Origin of the sequence: Vitiosangium sp. GDMCC 1.1324 (assembly GCF_003044305.1) — a bacterium.
Taxonomy (GTDB): Bacteria; Myxococcota; Myxococcia; order Myxococcales; family Myxococcaceae; genus Archangium.
In genome coordinates this window covers 198674-222983 of the sequence record NZ_PZOX01000002.1, presented here as the reverse complement: position 1 = coordinate 222983, position 24310 = coordinate 198674, and the positions used below count along the sequence as shown (strand labels likewise).

Genomic DNA, 24310 nt, shown 5'->3' with positions numbered 1-24310 from the left:
CCACCGCCCGCAGTCTGAACTTCCTCGCGCAGCAATCTGCTCGCCCTCACCATGGATCCTACTGGAATGAAATTGAAGCCCGGCGCTGCGCTCTTGTTTGACATTGATGGCACGCTGACCGACACGGACGCGCTCCATATGCGCGCGTTCAACCACGTCTTGTCGCCCTTCGGGCACGTGTTGAACCGGGAGCGATACTGCCGGGAGCTGCAAGGCTTTCCGAACTCGGATATCGCTGCTCGGTTCCTGCCCGGTGTCGAGCCGTCGCGGCAGGCCGCCATCATGGCCGAGAAGGAGGCGGTGTTCCGTGACCTCGCTGGCGAGACTCTGTACCCGCTGCCTGGATTGATGGCGCTGCTCGATGCGGCGGACCAGACGGGAATACCGATGGCCGCGGTGACCAACGCGCCGCGCGTCAATGCGGAGATGATCCTCTCCGCGCTTGGCTTGAGGAAGCGATTCCGCGCGCTGGTGATTGGAGATGAACTGGCGCACGGCAAGCCACATCCCCTGCCGTATCTCGAGGGTCTGCGCGCGCTGGGCGCCGATCCGGGGTCATCGCTTGCGTTCGAGGACTCGAGATCCGGTATTCGTGCGGCGACGGCCGCTGGCATCGCCACGATCGGCATCGCCACGAGTCTTGGTCACGATGACTTGATCGCGACGGGAGCGGTCGCGAGCGTGAAGGACTTCGACGACCGTCAGGTCCGGGACTGGATGGTCCAGAGATTGAGCGTGTGAATCCGGCACGCCAGGGATGTTCTTCGGGCGGAGTGGGGGAGGCGAGGCTGCGCGCTCTCAGCTCGTAGGCGGGATGACGGGGGCTCCCACGTAGCGAGCCCTCGGGCGTAGCAGGTGGCCCTGTTCTCGCTGCTCCAGCACGTGCGCCACCCAGCCCGCCGTGCGCCCTACCGCGAACAGCGTCGCCGCCGCTCCCGCCGGTAGTTCCAGCGCCGATGCCAACGCCACCAGTCCGTAATCCACCGTTGGCCCCGGGTGCCCCGCCTCCCGCATCGTCTCCACCACCGCGCGCAGCACTCGCACACCCACCGTTTCCGGTCGGAATGCATACGCCACTTCCAGCAGCGGCGGCGTGCGTGGGTCTCCCTCCGGATACAGCCGGTGCCCGAAGCCCGGCACCGTCTCGCCCCGCCGCAGCCGTTCGTGCACCACCGTGCGCGCCCGCTCCGGCCTGCCCACCTCCTGCAGCAGTGCCTCGACACGATCGCACGCGCCTCCGTGCTTCGGTCCCGAGACCGCCGCCAGCGCCGCGCTCACGCACGCGTACAGGTCCGCCCCCGAAGACGCCGTGACCCGTGCCGCGAAGGTGGACACGTTCAGCTCGTGATCCGCGCACAGCACCAGGGCCCGGTTCAGCATCTCCGGCGCTCGCTTCGCCGTCGCTCCCCAGGCCACCGCCAGCGAGGCCGCCACGGTTTCCTCCTTCAGCGCCCGGGCCACTCGCGCGGGCGCGTGCGTCGCGCACACCCAGGCCGCCAGGTGCCGCAGCAGGCGCTGGCCTCGCAGCCGCTCCTGTTCCGCCGGAGCCGCGAAGCGCGCCTCGTCCCAGGCTCCAATCAGTGGCACCACCGCCAGCAGCACAGACAGCGGGGGCGAGCGCTTCGGTAACAACTCCGCCACCGCCGAGGGCTGGAGGGGCAGCTCCGGCGAGGGCCACCGCACCGGCTGGGCCGGCAGTACCCCCGTCCAGAGCAGCTCCGCCACGTCCTCGAGGCTTCGTCCTTCCACCGCGAGCCGCACCGCCGGATGGCCCCGGTAGGCCAGCCCCTCTTCTCCCACCCGCGACACCGCCGAGTCGATGACGGGCTCGCCAAAGCGCAGCGCTCCCGCCGCTACCGCCGCGTGCCCCGACCGTGCGTCGTGTCTCGTTTTCAGCCGCTCGAGGTCCGCCCGGACGTACCGGTTCTCCTTCGAGCCCGGCTCGGGCACGCACCGCACCAGGCCCCGGCTCACGTACGTGTAGAGCGTTGCCCGCTTCACTCCCAGCAACTCCGCCGCCTCCGCCGCCGACAGCAGCTCCTCATCTCGACTGTCGAATCGAGATTGAGCCTTGGGCTCCCTCGCCTTAACCATTCACCGTGTCTCCCGGGGTGCATTGTCGACTCGACTCGACGGCGCGTCGAGATGAGACGCGAGGAGCAGCCAACCATGCAGGTCGATTTCGGACGGACGGCGGATGACTACGTGAAGCACCGGGCGGGATTCCCGGAGCGGTTCTTCGAGCGGCTCGCTCGCGAGGGCGTCCTCCGCTCCGGTCTGCGCGCCGTGGACCTGGGCACCGGCACCGGCACCGTCGCCCGAGGGCTCGCCCGGCACGGCTGCCAGGTCACCGCTCTGGACATCTCGGACTCCATGCTCGAGGGCGCCCGCGGGCTCGCCGCCGACGAGCGGCTCTCCATCGACTTCCGGCGCGCCCCCGCGGAGAACACGGGGTTGCCCGACGGCTCGGCGGACCTCGTCATCGCTGGCCAGTGCTGGCACTGGTTCGACCGCGAGGCCGCCGCCCGAGAAGCCGCCCGGTTGCTCGTTCCCGGTGGCAGGCTCGTCATTGCCCACTTCGACTGGGTGTCCCTGCCCGGCAACATCATCGAGGCCACCGAGAACCTCATCAACGAATTCAATCCCGGCCCCGTCCCACCCTATGTCCACTTTGGTTTCGGCACCGGCGTCTATCCGGCCTGGTTCAAGGATGTCGCTGGCGCGGGTTTCGTCGACCTGGAGAGCTTCTCCTTCGACGTCGCCGCCTCTTACACCCATGAGTCCTGGCGCGGCCGCGTCCGGGCCAGCTCCAAGGTGGGCGCTTCCCTGAGCGCCGAGCAGGTGGCCCGTTTCGATGCCGCGCTCGCCTCGCTCCTCGCCGAGCGTTTCCCCCAGAATCCGCTCGCCGTTCCCCACCGCGTCTTCGCCCTCCTCGCCCACCGGCCGTAGAACCTCCGCCCGAGCGCTCTCCCAGGCAAGTGCTCGTGGCCCGCCACTACCACCTCGCCAACGAGGAGGCCCTCTTCATCCTCGAGGGCTCCGGCACGCTGCGGCTCGGTGATCATGGGACGGCGAGGAAGGTTGAGCAGTGGGGAGTCCGTGGAGTTTCATGCACGCGGCGTCCGGCGCCGTGGCACCCTTGCTCCCATCATGGCCTCCCTCCTCGACCCTCTCGAACGCTCGCGCCTCCTCAAGGACCGGGAGGCGGCCCGGGAGGTGCTCAACCCCGCCGAGCCTCCTCACGTCTCCCTGTTGCGCCTGTGCGATGCCGGCCTGCTCGAGGGAGGCCTCGCCGTGTCGTTCGGCGTGCGGCCCGATGAGCTGGTGGGGCCTCTCACGCAAGCCATGGGTGGGGTGGCCCGGCGCTTCAAGGTCGTCGACGTGCGTGAACGCCCCACGCTGGAGCTCCACATCCTCGCCGGGGAGACGTCCGAGCGCTGGGAGGTGGAGGACCTCGCGGCGCTCGTGCACAACCTCAATGACCTCTACCGCGAGAGTCCCGATGTGCGCGCCATCGCCGTGCTCGGCGAGTGGAATGACGCACTCCAGCTCCTGTGCGTGGAGAAGCGCGCGCTTCCGAAGCTCCTGCGCGAGCGCTTCTTCGTGCCCCAGAACCGCGACGTGCTGGAGCGCATGACGGAGAAGCGCTGAGCCCTGTCAGCGTCCCTTCCTCCGATTGAATCGCGCCAGGCTGAGCTGCTGGTTCAACCGGGCGATCTCCTTCTGTGCGAGCTCGAGCTCCTCCGCCTTCCCTCCACCACCCCCACCCCCGAAGAGTCCGCGTATCCGTTCCAACAATGAGCGTTTGTTGGCCGGCGTGCTGCTCAGCCGTTGCACCTTGGCCCTGGACTTCGCCAGTGCCTGGGACGTGGCCTCGAGCCGCTTCTCGAGTTGTTCTATCTCGTTGTGCGCCTGGGCGGCCTCCTCGCGCACCCGGGTGGTCTCCCGCCGGGTCTTGTCCAGCTCGGTCCTGAGCGCGGTGAGCTGCGCCTCGTTCTCCGTGCGCGTCAGGCGAAGGGCGGTGTTCTCCTGTTGCAGCACCCGCACCTCTTCCCGTAGCGCCTGGACTTCCTTCGCGTCCACGCGTGGCGGTGCCTCCACGGGTCCTGCTTTCTCGCGCTCGGCCAGCTCGGCCTTGAGGCGCTTCACCTCGGCCTGGGTCGTCTCGAGCAGATCCCTCAGCTGGCGCTCCTCCGACTTCGCCACGATGCCACCTCCAGCCGGGAGCATAGGACGAACGGGGCTCCACCCCGCGAGCCCCGGGTCCTCTGCCCCCGAGGGAGGGGCTCGGTCTAGACTGCCTGAAACATCAGGACTCAGGAGTCGAGACCCATGACGGATGCGGACCTCTTGGCGGAGGCGGAGCGGCTTCAAGCCGTGCTGGCGGAGCATGCCGCGAGACATGACCGGGAGACGTCGTTCCCCGAGGAGGGGCGGGAGCTCATCACCCGCTCTCCGCTGAACACGGCGCTGCTGGATGGCGCTTCGTGGCAGACCTTCGGGCGGATCGTCAGCATCCTGTCCCGTGGCAATGCCTCGTTCGGGACGGTCTGGCTGATGCACCAGGGCTCGGGTTGCGGCTTCCTGGCGCTGCCGGACCCGGCGCAGGTGGGCTTCTTCGCGGCCGAGTTCCGCCGGGGCGTCTGGTTCGGCAACGCCCTGTCCGAGCCCACCAGCGGCAACATGTTCCTCATGCCGCGCCAGGAGGCCCGCCGCGTGGAGGGGGGCTGGCGCCTGTCCGGAGCCAAGCGCTTCGTCTCCGGCTGCGAGCACGCCAGCTACCTGCTCACCAACGCCGTCTGTGATGGGCAGCCCGCCTTCTTCCTCATCGACAAGGACGCCTCCATCCAGGTGGAGGACATCTGGGACACGATGGGCATGCGGGCCACCCGGAGCCAGCTCGTGCACTTCCATGACACGCTGCTGCCGGAGTCCCGGCGGCTGGTGTTGGATCCCACCCAGCCCAATGCCATCGCCGTGGGGCTGCCGTGGATCTCCCTCGGCATCGCCGAGGCGGCCATGGCCTTCGCGCTCGAGTACGCGCGCGAGCGCAAGCTTCCCCCGGACAACCGTCCCCTGGCCGAGATGCAGTGGATACAGTTCGCGGTGGCGGACATGAGCATCCGCCTGGAAGCGGCCCGGTCGCTGGCCCAGCGCTCGGCCGTTGCCACGGACCGCCGCGAGCCGGATTTCCCCATCCTCCAGATGCAGGCCAAGGTCGTGGCCAATGAGGCGGCCGTGGCCATCGCCACCGCCGCTCTGGAGTTGGCGGGAGGCTCGGGCTATCTCCGCAGCCGCCCCATCGAGCGCTACCTCCGGGATGCCATGAGCGGCCCGCTGATGGCCTGGTCCCCCGCGGTCATCCGCGACTTCCTCGGCAAGGCCCTGCTGGGGCTCCAGGGTCCGCCGGCCTGAAACGGGCCATTCAGCTCGCCAGCGGCGTGGTCTCGGTGCTGGCGGTGGCCTCTCGCTCGCTCCGCTTCTTGCGCTCCAGGTACCAGCGCCGGAAGGCCAGCGTGGCTCGGTCCGTCGCCACGCTGCGTTCCTCGGAGACCGGCGGTGCCTCGATGGGGTCGCTCGACTCCACCACCGCCTGGTCCTCGCGCAGGATGCGCTTGTTGTAGCGGTCGAGCAGGGCCGCCAGCGGCTGGAGCTTCAGGAAGTCGCGCGTGCTCACCAGCACCATCCGCGTGTGGGTCGCATCCTCCGGCACGCAGTACATGTGCAGGCGCATGATACGATTCGGGATGGGGATGTGCAGCGCCATGCCGTTGGGGCGCAGCCACTCGAGCGCCGCGGACGTGGGCCCTCCGTCCAGGCTCCACGCGGAGCGGAAGCCCGTGGGCGTGGGGTGCACCTCCATCTCCATCTTCGAGTCCGGCTTCATCCGCCGCCACATCGGCCCGCCGATGCTGCGCCGGTGCACGTAGGGCAGGTGCGGTGAGTCCAGCATGTTCTCCATCGCCCGCGTCCAGTGCGCGTTCCACGTCTCGGCGTAGTGCCACACGTGAATGCCGTCCTGCTCCATCACGGAGGGCACCGCTGGCTCGTCGGGGGCTTCGGCGCCCGGACGCGTGTAGAGCCAGATCAGGCCGCCGCGCTCGCGTACCGGAAAGGCGGTGGCGGCGAAGCGCTTGCGCTTCTCCTCGGGCATGGGATTGAGCGGGATGTGCGTGCAGGCCCCGCCCGATGCGAAGCGCCACCCGTGGAAGGGGCACTCCAAGCACCCGTCCTTGCCCACCTTCCCCAGGGACAGCTTCACGCCCCGGTGCGGGCATCGGTCGTGCAGCGCGGATAGCCGGCCCGCGTTGTCCCGGAAGAGCACGATGCGCTCCGAGGCCACCGTCAGCCCGAGGGGCGCCTTGCCCACTTCCCGGGACATCGCCACGGGTGTCCACACGTCCGCGAAGCCCTCGTTGGCGAAGCCGTCCAGCATGAATTCCTCCCGATGTACCGCTCGCGGGATAGAATATTCACGTCGGTCTATTCAATTTCAAGTCGAAGTGCCGGAGGTGGGGGCGCAGGGAGTGCGTGGCGGTGGATTTCCTACCTCATGCGGGTTATTCAAGCTGAATGGCCCGGGTGAAGGGGAGCCGCAACGCGGACTACGAGAAGGAGCGCGAGCGTCTGTTGGAGGCGGTCCGCGTACGCCTGCTCGCGCCGGACGGGGCCCAGACGAGCTTCCGAGAGCTCGCCGAGGTGGCCGGGGTGAGCGTGGCCACGTTGCGCCACTACTTCGGCTCGCGCGAGGCGCTGCTGGCGGAGGTGATGGCGGACATGCACCGGCGGGGTCTGCCGCACCTGCTCGCCGCGGCCACGGAGTTCCACGGCCCGGTGCGCGAGTCGCTCCAGTGGTTCCTCCAATCGCTCCTCGTGGGCTGGCGCATGGGTGTGGGAGCGGCGCACGCCTTCGGGCTCACCGCGAGCGTGGGCCACGAGACGCTCGGGCCGGTGTACGTGCAGGAGTTGCTCGAGCCCACGTTGCAGGCGGCGGAGGCGCGTCTGGCCCGCCACATCGCGGACGGGGAGTTGCGGCGCTGTGACGTGCGCCATGCCGCGTTGGAGCTGGTGTGCCCGGTGGTGCTCGGGCTGCTGCACCAGGTGCAGCTCTCCGGCGCTCGCTGCCGTCCGTTGGACGTGGAGCGCTTCCTGGAGGACCATCTGGACACGTTCCTCCGAGCCCATGCCGTGTCCCCCGAGCGGCCCGCACGCCGGGCCTGAGCAGGCCGCCGAGCCGCCGGGGGCTGGCTTGACGCCGCGCCGGACGTCCGTGCTACAAGGAACGCATGCGCTTCTTCCGCTTTGCCTTTACGTGGTTCTGGTTCTCGCACCGCACCGGCGGAGGAGAGGCGAACGCGTAGGCAAAGCGCGCAGCAGATCTCCCGAAACCGCCGGCTCCGCCCGGCGGTTTTTTTTTGTCCAAAAACCCGCCCATCACCTCTGCAACCCGAATGAAGGAGCTCCCGATGAATGCCAGGTCCACCCCCACGGCCGAGGGTTGGTCCGCTCCCGTCGACAAGACCAGCCAGACGGACGACGAGAGGATCCGCGACGTGACGCCGCTGCCACCGCCCCAACACCTCATCCGCTTCTTCCCCGTGCGTGGTACGGCAATGGAAACGCTGATTGGCGACACGCGCCAGCGCATCCGCCGCATCATGGCCGGGACGGACGACCGCCTGCTGGTCATCATGGGCCCGTGCTCCATCCATGACCCCCAGGCCGCGCTCGACTACGCGAAGCGGCTGCGGGTGGAGCGCGAGCGCTACGCCGACTCGCTGGAACTCGTGATGCGCGTGTACTTCGAGAAACCGCGCACGACGGTTGGCTGGAAGGGGTTGATCAACGATCCCTACCTCGACGAGAGCTACCGCATCGACGAAGGCTTGCGCATCGCTCGACACCTGCTGCTGGAGATCAACCGGCTCGGCATGCCCGCGGGCAGTGAGTTCCTCGACGTCATCTCGCCGCAGTACATCGGTGACCTCATCTCATGGGGGGCGATTGGCGCCCGCACCACCGAGAGCCAGGTGCACCGCGAGCTGGCCTCGGGCATCTCGGCACCGATCGGCTTCAAGAACGGCACTGACGGCAACATCAAGATCGCCACCGACGCGATCCAGGCGGCCGCACAGCCGCACCACTTCCTCTCGGTGCACAAGAACGGCCAGGTGGCGATCGTCGAGACCAAGGGCAACACCGATTGCCACGTCATCCTGCGCGGAGGCAAGGCGCCGAACTACGACGCCACCAGTGTCGCGGCCGCCTGTCAGGACCTGGAGACGTCAAAACTGCCGGCCACGCTGATGGTCGACTGCTCGCATGCCAACAGCAGCAAGCAGTACCAGAAGCAGATGGATGTCGCGCGAGACCTCGCGTCGCAGATTGCCGGTGGTAGCCGGCGCGTGTTCGGCGTCATGGTGGAGAGCCATCTGGTGGCCGGAGCGCAGAAGTTCTCGCCTGGCAGGGATGACCCGGCGAAGCTCGAATACGGCAAGAGCATCACCGACGCCTGCCTCGGCTGGGAGGACTCCTCCGAGACGCTGAAGTTGCTGAGCGAAGCGGTGAAGGCGAGGCGGCGCTGACTGGAGGCGAGGGTCTCGGCGGTGCGCACGAAGCTGCCCGCCTGTACCCCGGCCACCAGCACATCCATGCCAGGTGGACGGAGTCGCGAAGCCCGGCCGAGCTCACTCCACGCGGATGACGAGCTTGCCGAAGTGCGAGGCCGCGTCCATCTTCGCCAGCGCCTCGCCCGCGCGCTCCAGCGGGAAGACCTCGTCAATCACCGGTCTGATGCCGAGCCGTTCGATCGCGCGATTCATGTTCTCGAAGCTGTGGGTCGAGCCGACGACGATGCCCTCGAGCCGGGTGGCCCTGAAGAGGACCGGCAGGGGATCGATCTCTCGTCCGACTCCCGTCAGGAGGCCAATCACACTCACCGTCCCGCCAAACCTCACGGCTTGGAGGGAGCGGCTCAGCGTGCCGCCACCGCCCACCTCGATGATGTGGTCCACGCCCTCGCCATTGGTGAGCCGCAGCACTTCCTGCTGCCACTCGGGGGTCTCCTTGTAGTTGATGGTGTCGGTGATGATGCCGAGCTTCCGCAGCCGCGCGAGCTTCTCGTTGCTCGACGAGGTGGCAATCACCCGGAGCCCCTCCGCCTTCGCGAACTGCGCGGCGAAGAGCGACACTCCGCCCGTTCCCTGGACCAGGACGGTGTCGCCCGGCTTCGGCCGGACCGGGGCCTCGAAGAGCGCGTGCCACGCCGTGAGCGCCGCGCACGGAAGCGTCGCCGCCTCGTCGTAGGACAGGTGCGGCGGGATTCGCACCACGCCCGCCTCCGAGAGCACCGCGTACTGCGCCAGCATTCCGTCGTTGGAGAGCGCGCCGAGCTGGTGGTTGAAGTACTCCGCGCGCATGGGGCCTCCGTGCCAGGTCTGGAAGTAGGAGCCGCAGACGCGGTCGCCCACCTTCCAGCGGCTCACGCCCGCCCCGAGCGCGACAATCTCTCCCGCACCGTCCGCGAGCGGGATGAGGTCCTGCTTCAACGGCCCTCCGTAGACGCCCCGGGCGATCGTCAGGTCCCGGTAGTTCAGTGAGGCGGCTCGGACGCGAATCAGGACCTGTCCCGGTCCGGGAGTAGGATCGGGACGCTCGACGAGTCTCCAGGCCTCTGGGCCCTTGCCCTGGTTTCGGATGACGACAGCTTTCATGGTGATGCCCTCCTTGGGTCGCCACGGAAGGTAGATTCGTGCGGATTTGTCCGGTAGAGCCGCTCGGAGAACATCTACCGTGAGAAAAAGGAACGAATCATGCCCATGCTCGACAGCATCGAGTTCCTGACCACGACGGTGGAGGCCGGCAGCTTCGCGGCAGCCGCCCGGCGCCTCGGCGTGACGCCCTCCGCGGTGAGCCGCCGTGTCGCGGCGCTGGAGCAGGAGCTCGGGGTGCCGCTCCTGGCGCGCAACACGCGCTCGCTGCGACTCACCCACGACGGCGAGGCCTTCCACGAGCGGTGTGTCCGCATCCTCCAGGAACTCCACGAGGCGCGGGACGTCCTGGCTCGCACGGGCAAGAAGCCCTCGGGACTGCTTCGCGTCGACGCGCCCATCGCGCTCGGGCGCGCCATCCTGGCTCCGGCCATCCCCCGCTTCCTCGACCGCTGTCCGGATGTCCGGCTCGATCTCACCCTCCGCGACCAGTTCGTCGACCCCATCGCCGAGGGGCTCGATGTGTTGGTGCGGATTGGCAGGCTCGGCGAGTCGAACCTGATGAGCCGCAAGCTCGGCGAGAGCCGCATCCTCCATTGCGCCGCACCGGCCTATCTCCGCAAGCATGGCGTCCCGAAGCATCCCCGGGAGCTGACGCATCATGCTTGTCTCGGCTACCTGCGGGATGGACAGCCCGCCTACTTCGAGTTCCTCGAAGAGGAGGGGACCTACCGCTCCATGGACCTCAACGGCCCCTTCCATGCGAACGACTCCGATGTGCTCTTCCAACTCGCCGTGGCTGGCAAGGGCATCGTCGCGCTCTTCGACTTCCTCGTACGCGATGCGCTCGAGAAGGGGACCCTCGTCACCGTGCTCGACGCCTACCCCTCGGTGAGCTGGCCCATTCACACGCTCTACCCGCGCAACCGCCACCTGCTCCCCAAGGCGAGCGCCTTCCTCGACTTCCTCGCGGAACTGTTCCAGTCCCCTGGCTTTCGTCAGAAGGCGGCGCGGGCTCAGCGCCCGGCCGGGCGGTGAATCCCCGGCGGCGGAGACAGTGGAGAGCAGAGTCGCGTGCTGAACGCCTCGCGAGGCGCTATCTCAGGGAGACTCGAGACTGCCGCGACATGGGTGAACGATGAACAGGGTCTTTCTGGCAAGACGTCCGCTGCGCCGTCTTTTCACCGTCCTGATGGGAGTGCTGGCCATCGCGGTGAGCGGAGTCGGCGTGGGAGGGTGCATCTTCTCCGCGCCCACCTGGAAGGGGCCCCGGAGCGATCACTTCGATGGCGAGCGCTTCGTCAACCTGGAGCCTCGCGAGCAGAAGGGCAGCTTCCTGGACTGGCAGCTGCACCGCGAGCCGGGTCCCTGGAAGAAGTGGAACGACGTGCCGCATGGTCCGCCACCGCCCGAGCGCGTGGGACGCGGCGGCCTGCGTGTGACGTTCATCAACCACGCCACGGTGTTGCTGCAACTGGACGGGCTCAACATCCTCACCGACCCCATCTACAGCGAGCGCTGCAGCCCGGTCTCCTTCGCGGGCCCCAAGCGGGTCCGGCCCCCCGGCATCCGTTTCGAGGACCTGCCGCCCATCGACGTGGTGGTGCTCAGCCACAACCACTATGACCACATGGACGTGGCCACCCTGCGGCGGCTCCAGGAGAAGTTTCCCGAGGTGCGTGTCTTCGCCGGTCTGGGCAACCGCGTCTTCCTCGAGGGCGAGGGCCTGCGCCACGTCACCGAGGTGGACTGGTGGCAGGCGTTTCCCCTGAGTCCCGAGGTGACGCTGGTGAGCGCACGCACCCAGCACTTCTCCAACCGGGGTCTGTTCGACCGCAATGGGACGCTGTGGACGGGCTACGCCTTTCGAGGGCCGCACGGCACCACGTACTTCGCGGGAGACACCGGTTGGGGCCGGCAGTTCGCCGAGGCCCGGGAGCGCTTCGGCCCCATCCGTCTGGCGGTGCTCCCCATCGGCGCCTACAAGCCCGAGTGGTTCATGTCCCCGGTGCACATCTCGCCGCAGGAGGCCGTCCAGGCCAGTGTGGACCTGGGCGCGCGCTACAGCGTCCCCATCCACTACGGCACCTTCAACCTCGCGGACGATGGTGAGGCAGAGCCGGTGGAGGACCTGGGGCGTGCGCTGATGGAGCGGGGCCGGGACGCGCCCGAGTGGTGGGTGCTGGGCTTCGGCGAGGGGCGGGATGTGCCTCCGGTGGTGGGCGTCTCCGCCCCCGTGATGCCCGTGCCCACTCCGTAGAGAGAGGTTCTCGCTACAACTCGCACGGCTCCCTGCCAATTTGTCATGGCGGCATGCAAGGAGTTGCATGATTGGCCTGACGCCCTCGTGGCAGAGCGCCGCGTTCCCTCCTCTGTCCCAGTCGCTCGTGCGAGTGGCACACCCGTTGCTGGACGCGCGGCCATGTTCGAGAAGACATGCATGTCCCTCTTCGGAGTCCTCCTCGCGGTGGGGCTCGTGGGCTGCGGCCCGAGTGTTCAGGTGGAGGGAGATTGCAGCGTGCTCCCGGACGCACGGCTGGTGCCCGCTTGCGAGGCGTTCGTCGAGAACCAGCGGCGCTATGTCCTGCCCGCGTTGGAGGAGCTCTCGGGGGTGGAGCTCGGGCGGTGCTACGAGCGCATCGCCATCACGTTCCGGGAGCGCCGGCCGGAGGACAGAGGTCTGGCGGCTGCCTATACGGAGGAGGGCCACATCGACTACCTGTTCGAGCAGGCCGAGGCCATGTTCGACCCGGATGCGATCGAGGTGGCCCTCTATGACAGCCACGAGATGCTCCACATGCTCTACCGGTGCGCGGGCGTCCCGCACGAGGAGAACTACCATCACTCCTCGTGGGATGCCGTGGAGGCCGAGCTGGAAGACCGGATCGCGGCGGCAAGCGGCTTCGAGTGGTCCACCCGCCTGTCAGAGCGGTTCCGTGCGTACGCGAGCGAGAACTTCGATTTCTACAAGTCCTACCCACAGGTCCTCGATGAACCCGGCGGGAGGGGAGGGTGTCATGGATTGAAGACGGCGCTGGTGTACGGCGAGTACGGAAGGACCGGGGGCGCCGTCATCCGTCGTTTCTTCGAGGCCCTGCGAACGGCTCACTCTCCGTCCCTGGTCCCCAAGGAGAACACGCCGCTGGAGAAGAGCCGTTACAACGAGCTGGTCCTCGGACTCCTCCCTCCTGACGAGGTCCCCGCCGACCAGGTGGCCAGGTATTGCGAATAGACCCGAGGGTTCAGGGCGTGCCCAGGATGAGCGCGAGCGTGGCCAGCGTCATCGCGGTGCCCTGCTTCGCGAGCGCGGGTGGAATTTCGAGCGTCACGGGCCGCTCCGGCGAGCCTCCGCAGGAGCGCGAGCCCACATAGGACCCCTCCTGGGTGGCCTTCAGGTCGTAGCCGCACCTGCCCACGGTGCCGGTGAGCGACTCGGGGCTGAGGTTCAGCTCCGCGAGCCTGCCGTAGAAGGTGCCGCGCGCCCGGGTGGTACCGCCCTTGTCCTCGAAGCTCATCCGGGTGAGCTCGCTGCCCACGGTGCCGCCCAGCTCCTGGCCGTTGAGGCCGAGGAACACCGTCTGGCCAAAGGCCCTCCCGCGCACTGTCTTGCCGTCGCGGTTGAGCTGCACGTCGGGGCCGGAGACGCTGTCCTCGTTCACCCGGGCCGTGATGGCGGCCTTCGGGGTGCGCAGGAAGAGGTATTGGCCGTCACCCTGTGCGGTCGCCGTCCCGAGGAGGAGCAGGGCGGCCATCCCGAGCGCTCGACCGAGGGGCTTCGCGTAGGAGGGCTTCATGCGGGGAGGATAGGGATGGAGGGCCCCCGTGTGTGTAGACAGCAGGAGGGCATGGCGGGCGTTCGCCCGGTTGCCGGGCGGGCGGAGGGTGAGGGCGTTATGTACTGCCTTCGAACCCAGCCCGCCGGGGCATTCCGGCGAAGGAGCCAGCCAAGGTGTCATCCCCGTCCATGGGCACGAACGTGGAGCAGCAGCGGGGCGTCCGCCCGGGCAGGGTTCCCCTGGGGCCGCTCCTGCGAGTCATCCTGACGCTGACGATGGTGGTGGGCCTGGTGGCGGCACTGCATGTCTACCTCGGGGTGAGGCTCGTGTCGGACTCGGGCCTGGCACAGCCGTGGGCGGGGCTCGGCTGGGCGGTGCTGGGTCTCGGCTTCGCGTCCATTCCGGCGGCCATGGCGTCCACGCGCATGCGGCACTCGTGGGTGGAGCAGGTGCTGCACTGGGGCGGCATGTTGTGGATGGGTGCCTTCGGGCTGCTGTTGCCGGCCACGGTGTTCGCGGACGTGGTGGGGTGGGGGTGGCGGCTGGTGGGCTCGGCGCCGGAGGCGGGCGTGCTGGCGCGGGACAAGGCGCTGGCGGTGGTGGGCCTGGTGGTACCGGCGATGCTGTTCGCCTTCCGCACTGCGCGGGCCCCGGCTCGCGTGGAGCGGGTGACGGTTCCGGTGAAGGGCCTGGGCCCGGGGCTGTCGGGGATGAAGGTGGTGCAGATTTCGGACATCCACATCGGTCCCACCCTGGACCGGAGCTTCATGCAGCGGGTGGTGGACCAGGTGAATGCCCTGAAGCCGGACGTCGTGGCGGTGACGGGGGACCTGGTGGACGGCAACGTCTCGCGGCTGCGTGACGAGGTCGCTCCGCTGGCGGGCCTGCGCGCCCCGCTGGGCGTCTACTACGTCACGGGTAATCACGAGTACTACCACGGGGGCGCCGCCTGGGCCGCCGAGGTGGCTCGGCTGGGGCTCACGGTGCTGCTCAACGCGCACCGGGTGGTGGAGCGCGGGGGCTCGCGCCTGACGGTGGCGGGCGTGACGGACCTGGAGGGAGGAAGGATGGACCCGTCGCACGCGTGCCGCCCGGACGTGGCGCTCGCGGGGGCTCCGGCGGAGGTGCCTCGCTTGTTGCTCGCGCATCAGCCTCGCGCGGCGGTGCTGGCCAAGGGCCTGGGGGTGGACCTGCAGCTCTCCGGGCACACACACGGTGGGCAGATGTTCCCCTTCATGGCCTTCGTGAAGCTGCAGCAGCCCGTCATCCAGGGCCTGGCCACCATCGCCGGGGTGCGCGTCTACACGAACCGGGGCACCGGCTACTGGGGCCCGCCGCTGCGCCTGGGGCCCTCGCCCGAAATCACCGAGCTGACGCTCGTGAGCGCGTAGCTCGGGTACGCACAGGGTTTACTGGCGGTCGCTGCGAGGGGCGATTCATTGCCCACCGTTCTTCCCCGGCGGTACGCTGCGTCCGTGCCTTCCGAGCCCCCTTCCCGACAGCCGCAAGGTGACGGACGCTCCCAGGGTCGGGCCACCTCGGGGAGCATCCGCGTGCTCTTCGTGGCCGACGCCCCCGCGCTGCGTGACGCCGCCCGCCGGGAGCTGTCCCCGGGCTTCGAGTTGCTCCCCGCCAACACCTTCGACCTGGCCCTGCCCCTGCTCGAGGTCCAGCCGGCTCCGGCCGTCGTCATCATCGACCTGGGCCTGGCCGCCGCGAAGGGGGCGGCGGACTTCCTCGCTACCCTCGTGGAGCGGGACTACCCGGGCCCTCGCATCCTCCTGTCCAACAAGTTCCGCCCCGAGGAGGCCTCCACCCTCAGCCAGGCCAGCATCATCCACTTCGCGCTCGCCTCGCCGTGGGCCGCCGGGGAGCTGCGTGCCTTCGTGGAGGCCGCGCTCGGCTTCCGCCCCTTTCCGAACACCCTGCACGCCATCTGATGGATGGTGGCAGGCGGGCGGCCGGGCTTCTTCACGACACCCTGCGAACGAGTGGGCTTCGCATTATCCTGGCGCCGGTTGCGAAGAATTTCGGCCAGCGAAGAGTGGTGCACCGTGTCGTCGTGGTGGAAGGTCGCGAAGAGGAAGCTCCGCCGGGTCCGCGTGCGATTGCTGCGCGGCTCGGGTGCCCCGGCTGAGATCGCCGGCGGCATGGCGCTCGGACTGTTCATCGCCCTGCTGCCCATCATGGGTCTCCAGCTCCCCCTGGCCCTCGTCATCGCCGAGCTGCTGCGCCGGCTGACGCACTTCCAGCTCTCGCGCGTCGCCGCCGCCGCGGGCGTGTGGCTCAACAACCCCGTCACCGCCGCTCCCGTGTACGGCCTGTGCTACCTCGTTGGCCGCCCCATCGCGCACCGGCTCCTGCCGCTCCCGCGGCAGGCGGAGGCTGGGGCCGCGGCCCTCGACCTGGGCTCGCTCTCCTTCTCCGGCCCCGACGCGCTCGAGCTGGGACTTGGTCTCGTCATCGGCGGGGTGCTGCTGGGCGTACCCACCGCGTGGCTCGGGTACCACATCACCTACGGCATGGTGTCCCGCCACCAGGCCCGCCGCCAGGAGCGCCGGGCCCGCAGGGCGCGTGGACTGAGGATGGCCCCCGAGGCGTAGCGCTGGCGTGGGAGAGGTGCAACGAGCTCCCGAAGAGCCCCCTCTCCGTGCGCGCGTTCCATGACGGGGTGCTGGGGGCGGAGGCGCGCCAGCAGGCCCGTCAATGACCGTTCCATGGCTTCTGTTTCCGGCGAGCCATGAAATGAACGTGTCGCCTTTCAACCTACATCAATGTGAGCACAAACTTCCGCCCGGGTGACAATTCGTCACTTGGGAGTCACCTGCGTGGCCGTCCGGCGATGAGCCGGGTCACCGTTTCAGGCCACGAGAGGGTCTCCCACCCCATCCCCGCTGTTGCCACAGGGAGTTCCCCCACGTGAGAAGGCTGTTTGCCACATTGTCGGGGCTGGCGCTGGTGTTGTCGGGTACTGGCGCCACGGCCCGGACGTTGCCGAACTACGATGCATTGCAGGATGCGAAGCCCGCGGGACGTGCGACCGCGGGCTTCAAGCTCGTGAACGCGAAGGGGGCACGCATTGCCCACCGGGACGAGCGGACCGATTCACCTACGTTCATCTGGGTGAACAAGAACGGCGGACCGGCCGTGCTGCGGACGAAGTTCTCGCGCATGGCGCCGGAGCAGGCCGCGCTGGCGCAGATCGCCGACCAGGCCTCCCTCTACGGACTGAGCTCCTTCGAGGCGGCGGGCGCGCGGGTGACGAGCGTCAGCAAGAACAGCCAGGGCGTCAAGGTAGTCACGCTCGCGCAGGAGTCCGGAGGTATCGAGGTCTTCCGGCAGTCGCTTCACCTCCTGCTCAACCGGGACAATGAGCTGGTAGCCATCTCCGGCACGCTCTCCAAGCACGTGTCCGCGGAGCTGCCCGCGGCGCGCATGCGCTTCCAGTTGCCGGCGACCCAGGCCATCGCCGTGGCGTACCAGGACCTGACCGGCAACATGCTGGACGGGAGCCTGCTCACGCAGGCGAACGAGAAGCAGGACGCCGGGAGCAAGTACACGCACTACGAGCTGGCCTCGTACGCGCGCCCGCTGGCGCAGGGGCTGATCATCCCGGCGCGCGTGAAGCAGGTGTTCTACTCGCTGCCGAACGCGCTGGTGCCCGCGTACTACGTGGAGCTCAACACGGGGAGCCCGGAGAGCCGGGAGTCGGACTACTACTCCTACGTCGTGTCCGCGGTCGACGGCCGGCTGCTGATGCGCAACAACCTGACGGCGGACGTGCAGTTCAGCTACCGCGTCTTCGCGGACTCCACGCCTCCGTACACCCCGCATGACGGCCCCTCGGGCAACACTGCCACGCCGCACCCGACGGGCTCGCCGACCGGCTTCATCCCGGCGTTCGTGCCGCCCGCCCTGGTCACCCTCCAGAACGCCCCCTTCAGCAAGAACGATCCCTGGCTGTCGGCGAGCGCCACCGAGACCAACGGCAACAACGTGGACGCGTACGCGGACCTCACCGCGCCGGATGGCTACAACACCGGCGACCTCCGCCCCACGGTCACCGCGCCGGGCGTGTTCGACCGGACCATGCTGTTCGACATCCAGCCGAACGCCAACGCGGAGCAGATCGCCGCAGCCACCACGCACCTGTTCTACATGAACAACTGGCTGCACGACTGGTTCTACGACTTCGGCTTCGACGAGGCCTCCGGCAACGCGCAGCTGGACAACTTCGGCCGCGGCGGTCTGGGCAACGACGCCATCCGCGCCCAGGCTCAGGACTATAGCGGCACCAACAACGCCAACATGTCCACGCCGGCGGACGGCGCGCCCCCGCGCATGCAGATGTACCTCTTCTCCGGCAAGAGGAACGCGAGCCTGACGGCGAACGCGCCCGGCTCCGTCGCGGGTAGCTACGCGGTGGGTATTGCCTCCGGCTTCGGTCCGCAGACCTTCGACACCACCGCTGACGTGGTGGTGGCCCAGGACGCGGCCGATGCTTCCGGCCCCTCCACCACCGACGCGTGCACCGCGCTGACCAACGCGGCGGACGTGGCCGGGAAGATCGCCATCGTGGACCGTGGGACGTGCGCCTTCACCATCAAGGTGGCGAATGCGCAGGCGGCGGGCGCCGTCGGCGTCATCGTCGCGGACAACGTGGTGGCACCGGTCGCGGACATCGGTGGCACGGACACCACCATCACCATCCCCACGCTGCGCATCACGCTCACGGACGGCAACAAGCTGCGCGCCACCATCCCCGGGCTCAACGTGCGCCTGTTCCGCGGGCCGACCCTCAGCCTGGACGGCACGGTGGACAACGCCATCGTGGCGCACGAGTGGGGTCACTACATCAGCAACCGCCTCATCCAGAACTCGGCCGGTCTGGTCAACAACCAGGGCCGCTCCATGGGCGAGGGCTGGGGTGACTTCAACGCGCTGCTGATGATGACGCGCGCGGAGGACATCAACGTTCCGTCCAACGCGAACTGGAACGGTGTCTACGCCGCGGCCGAGTACGCGACGCGTGGCATCTCCGCGGACTCCTCGTACTTCGGCATCCGCCGCGTGCCGTACTCGACGGACCTGTCCAAGAACGGCCTGATGTTCCGCCACATCACCGACGGCGTGGCGCTGCCCTCCACGCCCACGTCCCCGGGTGGCGTCAACTCCGAGGTCCACAACTCGGGTGAGATCTGGGCCACCATGCTGTGGGAGTGCTACGTGTCGCTCCTGCGTGCGCATCCGTTCCAGGAGGCGCAGAACCGCATGAAGAGCTACGTGGTGAACGGGTACAAGATGACGCCCACGGCGCCCACCTTCCTGGAGGCGCGTGACGCGGTCATCGCGGCGGCCTACGCCAACGACCCGGCCGACGGCGAGCGTCTCTGGGCGGCCTTCGCCCGGCGCGGCGCGGGTGTGGGCGCGGTGGCTCCCGACCGGTACTCCACCAACCACGCCGGTGTGGTGGAGAGCTTCTCGGTGGGTGCGGAAGTGGAGCTCGTCTCCGCCTACTTCGCTGACGACCTCCCGGCCGGCTCCTGCGACAAGGACGGCATCTTCGACAACGGTGAGACGGGCCGCCTGCGCATCACCGTGCGCAACACGGGCTCGAAGACGGCCAGCGCCACCAGCATCACCGTGCTCTCCTCCTCGCGCGGCGTGACGGTGGGCGGCGGTGGCTTCGTGCGCTTCCCGGCGATCCCCGTCGGCGGGGCCGCCGAGGTGTCCGTGCCCGTGACGCTCCGCGGAGCGACGACGGGCCAGATCCTCACCTTCACCATGGCCCTGCGTGACGACGAGCAGGTGACCGCCGGTGACAAGATCGAGTCGCTGTCCTTCAAGGCGAACTACGACGAGGCGCCCGGGACCAGCACCACGGAGACCGTGGAGGCCAACCAGGTGCCGTGGAGCACCGACTACGACGGCACGCTGTCCGCAGGGTACTTCGACATCGTCCAGTTCTCCTCCACCCTCAACCGGGCCTTCTTCGGTCCGGACCTGGGTGGCCCGAGCGACATCCGGCTCACCACCCCGGCGCTCAGCGTGAGCACCACCGAGCCGTTCATCATCACCTTCAAGCACGCCTATGACTTCGAGGCCGATTCCGGCGGCAACTACGATGGCGCCGTCATCGAGCTCACCCAGGATGGTGGCGCGACGTGGGTGGACATCGGCAGCTCCGCCTACACCGGCACGCTGCTGGCGTACACGGGCAACCTGAACCCGCTGGCGGGCCGCAGCGCCTTCGTGGGCACCACCGCGGGCTTCCCCACCTTCATCACCACGACGCTGAACCTGGGGACCACCTACGCGGGCAAGTCGGTGCAGATCCGCTTCCGCATCGGCTCCGACAACGGTGCCGCGTTCACGGGCTGGGTGCTGGACGACCTTTCCTTCTCCGGCATCACCAGCAAGCCGTTCACGAGCATCGTCGCGGATGACAACGTGTGCTCCAACCGCGCTCCCGTGGCCAACGCCGGCGCGGATGTGACGGCGGACGAGCGCGCGCGGGTGGACCTCGCCGGTAGCGCGTCCGACGCGGATGGGAACACGCTGACCTACAGCTGGACGCAGGTGTCCGGCCCGGCGGTGACCCTGTCCGGCGCCAGCACGCTCACGCCGTTCTTCACCGCTCCGAACGTGACCAGCGACAGCGACGTCGTGCTGAAGCTGACCGTCAGCGACGGCACCGCCTCGGCCAGCGACACCGTGACCGTGCACGTGAAGAACGTCAACCGCGCGCCCACCGTGAACGCGGGCCTGGACGCCACGGTCGACGAGCGTAGCAACGTCACGCTGTCCGGCTCCGCCAGCGACGCGGATGGTGACACCCTCAGCTACCTCTGGACGCAGGTGTCCGGCACGCCGGTGGCTCTGCGCAACTACAACAGCGCGACCGCGACCTTCATCGCCCCGGAGGTGACGCTCGACGAGACGCTCACCTTCCGGCTGACGGTGAGCGATGGCTCCGCCAGCGCCAGCGACACGGTGGACGTGGTCATCCGCAACGTGAACCGCGCGCCGATCGTGACGGCCTCGTCCGTGACGGTGGACGAGCGGAGCACCGCCACCCTCAAGGCCATCGCCTCGGATGCGGACGGTGATGCCCTGACCTACAGCTGGACGCAACTGTCCGGCACGCCGGTCACGCTCTCGGGGGCCAACACCGCGAACGCCTCCTTCTCGACGGGCGAGGTGAGCGCCGACTCCGTGCTCACCTTCCGCGTGACGGTGAGCGACGGGAAGGCCACCGCCAGCCAGGACGTGGTGGTCACGGTGCGTGAGATCAACCGCGCGCCCACCGTGAACGCCGGCCTGGATGGTGCCGTGAACGAGCGTGAGTCCTTCACGCTGAACGGCTCCGCGAGCGACGCGGATGGTGACACCCTCAGCTACTCCTGGGCGCAGGTGTCCGGCACCCCGGTGGCGCTGTCCGGTGCCACCACGCTGCACGCCACCTTCACCGCCCCGGAGACGGTCTCCGGCGAGACGCTCTCCTTCGTGCTGACGGTGAGCGACGGCAAGGCGAGCACCAGCGACACGGTGAACGTGGTGGTCAACCCCGTGAACCGCGCGCCGTCGGTGACGGCGGCCCCCGTGACGGTGGACGAGCGGAGCACCGCCTCCCTCGTGGCCATTGCCTCGGATGCGGACGGTGACGCCCTGACCTACAGCTGGACGCAGGTGTCCGGCACGCCGGTCACGCTCGACGGTGCGAACTCCGCGACGGCCACCTTCGTGGCCGGCGAGGTGAGCGCCGACACCCAGCTCACCTTCCGCGTGACGGTGAGCGACGGGAGCGCCAGCGCCAGCCACGACGTGGTGGTGACGGTGCGTCAGGTCAACCGCGCGCCCACGGCCAACGCGGGCTCCGCGAGCTCCGCCAGGTCCGGTACCTCGGTCAGCCTCGATGGCACCGCGAGCGCGGACATCGATGGCGACACCCTGTCGTACCAGTGGACGCAGGTGGGTGGCCCGTGGGTGACGCTGACGGGGGCGACTACCGCCACTCCGTCCTTCACCGCGCCCGACGTGACGACGGCCACCGAGCTCGTCTTCAGCCTGTCGGTGAGCGACGGCTCGCTCTCCAGCGCCGCCACGGTGCACGTCTCCATCACGCCCGCCGATCCCTCCTCCAACCGTGCCCCGGTGGCCCAGGCCCGCATCATCCTCTCTGGCAACCAGACGTCGCTGACGCTCGACGGCTCGGCTTCCAGCGATCCGGATGGCGATGCGCTCACCTACAAGTGGGAGCAGACGGGTGGTCCTGCCCTGGTGCTCGGCGACGACACCCATGCCGTGCTGAGCGTGGACCTGCCCGCGGCCGCCACGTACCGCTTCCGTCTCACTGTGACGGATGCTCACGGCGCCACGAACAGCGCCACCGTGGAGGCCTCGGCCACGCCTGGTGGTGAGAACCATGCCCCGGTGGCCCATGCCCGCATCCTCTTCTCTGGCAAGCAGCGGTCGATGACGCTCGACGGCTCGGCTTCCAGCGATATGGATGGTGACGCGCTCACCTATAAGTGGGAGCAGACGCGCGGTCCGGCCCTGGTGCTCGGCGACGACACCCAGGCCGTGCTGAGCGTGGATGTGTCCGAGGCCGCCACGTACGGCTTCCGTCTCACCGTGACGGATGCCCATGGCGCCACGAACAGCACCACCGTGGAGGCCTCGGCCACGCCTGGTGGTGAGAACCATGCCCCGGTGGCCCAGGCCCGCATCCTCCTCTCTGGCAAGCAGACGTCGCTGACGCTCGACGGCTCGGCTTCCAGCGATCAGGATGGTGACGCGCTCACCTACAAGTGGGAGCAGACGGGCGGTCCGGCCCTGGTGCTCGGTGACGACACCCAGGCCGTGCTGAGTGTGGATGTGTCCGCGGCCGCCACGTATCGCTTCCGTCTCACCGTGACGGATTCCCATGGCGCCTCGAACAGCACCACCGTGGAAGCCACGGCCACGCCTGACAACGGCGGCGGCGGTGGTGGTGAGAACCATGCCCCGGTGGCCCAGGCCCGCATCATCCTCTCTGGCAAGCAGACGTCGCTGACGCTCGACGGCTCGGGCTCCAGCGACGCGGATGGTGACGCGCTCACCTACAAGTGGGAGCAGACGGGCGGTCCGGCCCTGACGCTCGGCGACGCCACCCGGGCGGTGCTGAGCGTGGACGTGTCCGCGGCCGCCACGTATGGCTTCCGTCTCACCGTGACGGATGCCCATGGCGCCTCGCACAGCACCACCGTGGAGGCCACGGCCACGCCTGACAACGGCGGCGGCGGCGGTGGTGAGAACCATGCCCCGGTGGCCCAGGCTCGCATCATCCTCTCTGGCAAGCAGACGTCGCTGACGCTCGACGGCTCGGGCTCCAGCGATGCGGATGGTGACGCGCTCACCTACAAGTGGGAGCAGACGGGTGGTCCGGCTCTGGCGCTTGGTGACACCACCAAGGCGGTGCTGAGCGCGGACGTGTCCGCGGCCGCCACGTACAGCTTCCGTCTCACCGTGACGGATGCCCATGGCGCTTCGCACAGCACCACCGTGGAGGCCACGGCCACGCCTGACAACGGCGGCGGCGGTGGTGGTGAGAACCATGCCCCGGTGGCCAAGGCCCGCATCATCCTCTCTGGCAAGCAGACGTCGATGACGCTCGACGGCTCGGGCTCCAGCGACGCGGATGGTGACGCGCTCACCTACAAGTGGGAGCAGACGGGCGGTCCGGCCCTGGAGCTCGGCGACGCCGCCCAGGCGGTGCTGAGCGTGGACGTGTCCGAGGCTGCTACGTACACCTTCCGTCTCACCGTGACGGATTCCCACCACGCCTCGCACAGCACCGTCGTGGAAGCCACGGCCACGCCTGACAACGGCGGTGGTGGCGGCGGTGGCGGTGGCGAGGGTGGAGGCTGCTCCTCCACCGGTGCTGGCGCGCCGGTCGGAATGCTCGGCCTCGCGCTCGTCAGCCTGCTGCGCCGTCGTCGCTGGCTGAACTGAGATGTGAAAGCCCTCCTCCTTCTGTGCTGAAGGGGGAGGGCTCCGCCGGCCCGGACTGTTGGATGGACCGGGCTGGAATCTGAACTGTCGTGCTCCGGCGGCCGGCCCCCTTTCACCTGGGTGCCGGCCGCCGGTCTGTTTGCGGGGAATGTCTTCCTTCTGAGGTGGATGGGTTGGAAGCAGGAGGGTGCCCTGGCGTTGGGACCGGCTTCTGGGTCAACTTGCGCGGCCATGGCTCCCAAGGCGTTCAAGGCGAAGCTCGAGCACAGCGGGGTTCCCGGTACCTGGTCCACGGTCCGCATCCCGTTCGACGTGGAGAAGCTCTTCGGAAGCAGGGCCCGGGTGGCGGTGAAGGGGACGGTCAACGGTGTGCCCTTCCGAGGCTCGGCGATGCCCGTGGGGGATGGCTCGCACTTCCTCGTGGTGAACAAGACGCTTCAGAAAGAGGCAGGCGCGTCTCCTGGCGACACGCTGGAGATCTCCCTGGAGCCCGACACGCAAGAGCGGACCGTCGAGGTGCCAGAGGAGCTCCAGGCCGCGCTGAAGAAGAACACCGCCGCGCGCCGAGCCTTCGAGGCGCTGTCCTACTCGCACCGGCGGGAGTACGCCGATTTCGTCCGCGAGGCGAAACGCCCCGAGACGCGCCTGGCCCGCGCCGCGAAGTCCGTGGTGATGCTCACCGAGGGCAAGCGACTCAAGGGCTGAGGCCTCTCTCCCTGCGTCGGCGGGGCACACACGGAGTCCACGCCAGGGTGCGTCATCCCCTCATCCCCCCATCTCCCATCGGTGGGTCAGGGGGCGATTGACTCACTTGTCAAAGTCCTCGTCCCG

The 24310-nt window shown here is 68.8% G+C and carries 19 protein-coding genes; 14 read left to right on the top strand and 5 right to left on the bottom strand.

The annotated features are described in order from the left end of the window. The first annotated feature begins 66 nt into the window (after positions 1-66). Positions 67-741 carry an HAD family phosphatase gene (locus tag DAT35_RS05355; protein WP_199242814.1) on the top strand — a complete coding sequence of 225 codons (675 nt, stop codon included), beginning with the start codon at positions 67-69 and terminating at the stop codon, positions 739-741. Positions 742-798: 57 nt separating this feature from the next. On the opposite strand, the gene DAT35_RS05350 is transcribed toward DAT35_RS05355, so the two are convergent. After that, a complete protein-coding gene (locus DAT35_RS05350; protein ID WP_108065820.1) occupies positions 799-2094 on the bottom strand; it encodes a citrate synthase family protein in 1296 nt (431 codons plus the stop codon). Positions 2095-2169: 75 nt separating this feature from the next. On the opposite strand from DAT35_RS05350, the gene DAT35_RS05345 reads away from it, so the two are divergent. After that, a complete protein-coding gene (locus DAT35_RS05345) occupies positions 2170-2949 on the top strand; it encodes a class I SAM-dependent methyltransferase (protein WP_108065819.1) in 780 nt (259 codons plus the stop codon). A 201-nt stretch (positions 2950-3150) separates the two neighbouring features. Beyond that, complete coding sequence (locus DAT35_RS05335; protein ID WP_108066406.1) at positions 3151-3651, top strand: hypothetical protein; 501 nt, start codon at positions 3151-3153, stop codon at positions 3649-3651. Between the two features lie 6 nt (positions 3652-3657). On the opposite strand, the gene DAT35_RS05330 is transcribed toward DAT35_RS05335, so the two are convergent. Further along, the gene (locus DAT35_RS05330) at positions 3658-4206 is read right to left on the bottom strand and encodes a hypothetical protein (protein ID WP_146209576.1); all 549 of its coding nucleotides are present in this window, start codon (positions 4204-4206) and stop codon (positions 3658-3660) included. Between the two features lie 126 nt (positions 4207-4332). Between DAT35_RS05330 and DAT35_RS05325 the strand changes: the two genes are divergently transcribed. Continuing rightward, the gene (locus tag DAT35_RS05325) at positions 4333-5415 is read left to right on the top strand and encodes an acyl-CoA dehydrogenase family protein (protein ID WP_108065817.1); all 1083 of its coding nucleotides are present in this window, start codon (positions 4333-4335) and stop codon (positions 5413-5415) included. Between the two features lie 10 nt (positions 5416-5425). On the opposite strand, the gene DAT35_RS05320 is transcribed toward DAT35_RS05325, so the two are convergent. Further along, positions 5426-6436: an aromatic ring-hydroxylating dioxygenase subunit alpha gene (locus tag DAT35_RS05320; protein WP_108065816.1), complete on the bottom strand. Its 1011-nt coding sequence runs from the start codon at positions 6434-6436 to the stop codon at positions 5426-5428. 137 nt (positions 6437-6573) lie between these two features. Between DAT35_RS05320 and DAT35_RS05315 the strand changes: the two genes are divergently transcribed. After that, positions 6574-7221: a TetR/AcrR family transcriptional regulator gene (locus DAT35_RS05315; RefSeq protein WP_108065815.1), complete on the top strand. Its 648-nt coding sequence runs from the start codon at positions 6574-6576 to the stop codon at positions 7219-7221. Between the two features lie 245 nt (positions 7222-7466). Next, on the top strand, positions 7467-8585 hold the full coding sequence (locus tag DAT35_RS05310; protein WP_108065814.1) for a 3-deoxy-7-phosphoheptulonate synthase: 1119 nt from the start codon (positions 7467-7469) through the stop codon (positions 8583-8585). Positions 8586-8687: 102 nt separating this feature from the next. Here the strand turns inward: DAT35_RS05310 and DAT35_RS05305 are convergent, their stop codons facing one another. Further along, complete coding sequence (locus DAT35_RS05305; protein ID WP_108065813.1) at positions 8688-9713, bottom strand: NAD(P)-dependent alcohol dehydrogenase; 1026 nt, start codon at positions 9711-9713, stop codon at positions 8688-8690. 99 nt (positions 9714-9812) lie between these two features. Between DAT35_RS05305 and DAT35_RS05300 the strand changes: the two genes are divergently transcribed. The 3 genes from DAT35_RS05300 (at position 9813) to DAT35_RS05290 (ending at position 12942) form a co-directional block, all read left to right on the top strand. Then, positions 9813-10748 carry a LysR family transcriptional regulator gene (locus DAT35_RS05300; protein WP_108065812.1) on the top strand — a complete coding sequence of 312 codons (936 nt, stop codon included), beginning with the start codon at positions 9813-9815 and terminating at the stop codon, positions 10746-10748. Between the two features lie 100 nt (positions 10749-10848). After that, positions 10849-11970: an MBL fold metallo-hydrolase gene (locus tag DAT35_RS05295; protein ID WP_108065811.1), complete on the top strand. Its 1122-nt coding sequence runs from the start codon at positions 10849-10851 to the stop codon at positions 11968-11970. A 162-nt stretch (positions 11971-12132) separates the two neighbouring features. Next, a complete protein-coding gene (locus DAT35_RS05290; RefSeq protein WP_108065810.1) occupies positions 12133-12942 on the top strand; it encodes a hypothetical protein in 810 nt (269 codons plus the stop codon). 10 nt (positions 12943-12952) lie between these two features. Here DAT35_RS05290 and DAT35_RS05285 read toward each other — a convergent pair whose 3' ends face one another. Further along, positions 12953-13462 carry a hypothetical protein gene (locus tag DAT35_RS05285; RefSeq protein ID WP_108065809.1) on the bottom strand — a complete coding sequence of 170 codons (510 nt, stop codon included), beginning with the start codon at positions 13460-13462 and terminating at the stop codon, positions 12953-12955. Between the two features lie 197 nt (positions 13463-13659). On the opposite strand from DAT35_RS05285, the gene DAT35_RS62060 reads away from it, so the two are divergent. From DAT35_RS62060 to DAT35_RS05260, 5 genes are all read left to right on the top strand, one after another. Continuing rightward, positions 13660-14877: a metallophosphoesterase gene (locus DAT35_RS62060; protein ID WP_304466045.1), complete on the top strand. Its 1218-nt coding sequence runs from the start codon at positions 13660-13662 to the stop codon at positions 14875-14877. A 162-nt stretch (positions 14878-15039) separates the two neighbouring features. After that, positions 15040-15426, top strand: coding sequence for a hypothetical protein (locus tag DAT35_RS05275; protein WP_108065807.1), 387 nt, complete (start codon positions 15040-15042; stop codon positions 15424-15426). Between the two features lie 114 nt (positions 15427-15540). Then, positions 15541-16089, top strand: coding sequence for a DUF2062 domain-containing protein (locus DAT35_RS05270; RefSeq protein WP_158501560.1), 549 nt, complete (start codon positions 15541-15543; stop codon positions 16087-16089). A 316-nt stretch (positions 16090-16405) separates the two neighbouring features. Continuing rightward, positions 16406-23479, top strand: a complete 7074-nt coding sequence (locus DAT35_RS05265) for a myxosortase-dependent M36 family metallopeptidase (RefSeq protein ID WP_146209574.1) — start codon at positions 16406-16408, stop codon at positions 23477-23479. A gap of 231 nt (positions 23480-23710) precedes the next feature. Continuing rightward, positions 23711-24184, top strand: a complete 474-nt coding sequence (locus DAT35_RS05260) for a YdeI/OmpD-associated family protein (protein ID WP_158501559.1) — start codon at positions 23711-23713, stop codon at positions 24182-24184. Positions 24185-24310 lie beyond the last annotated feature (126 nt).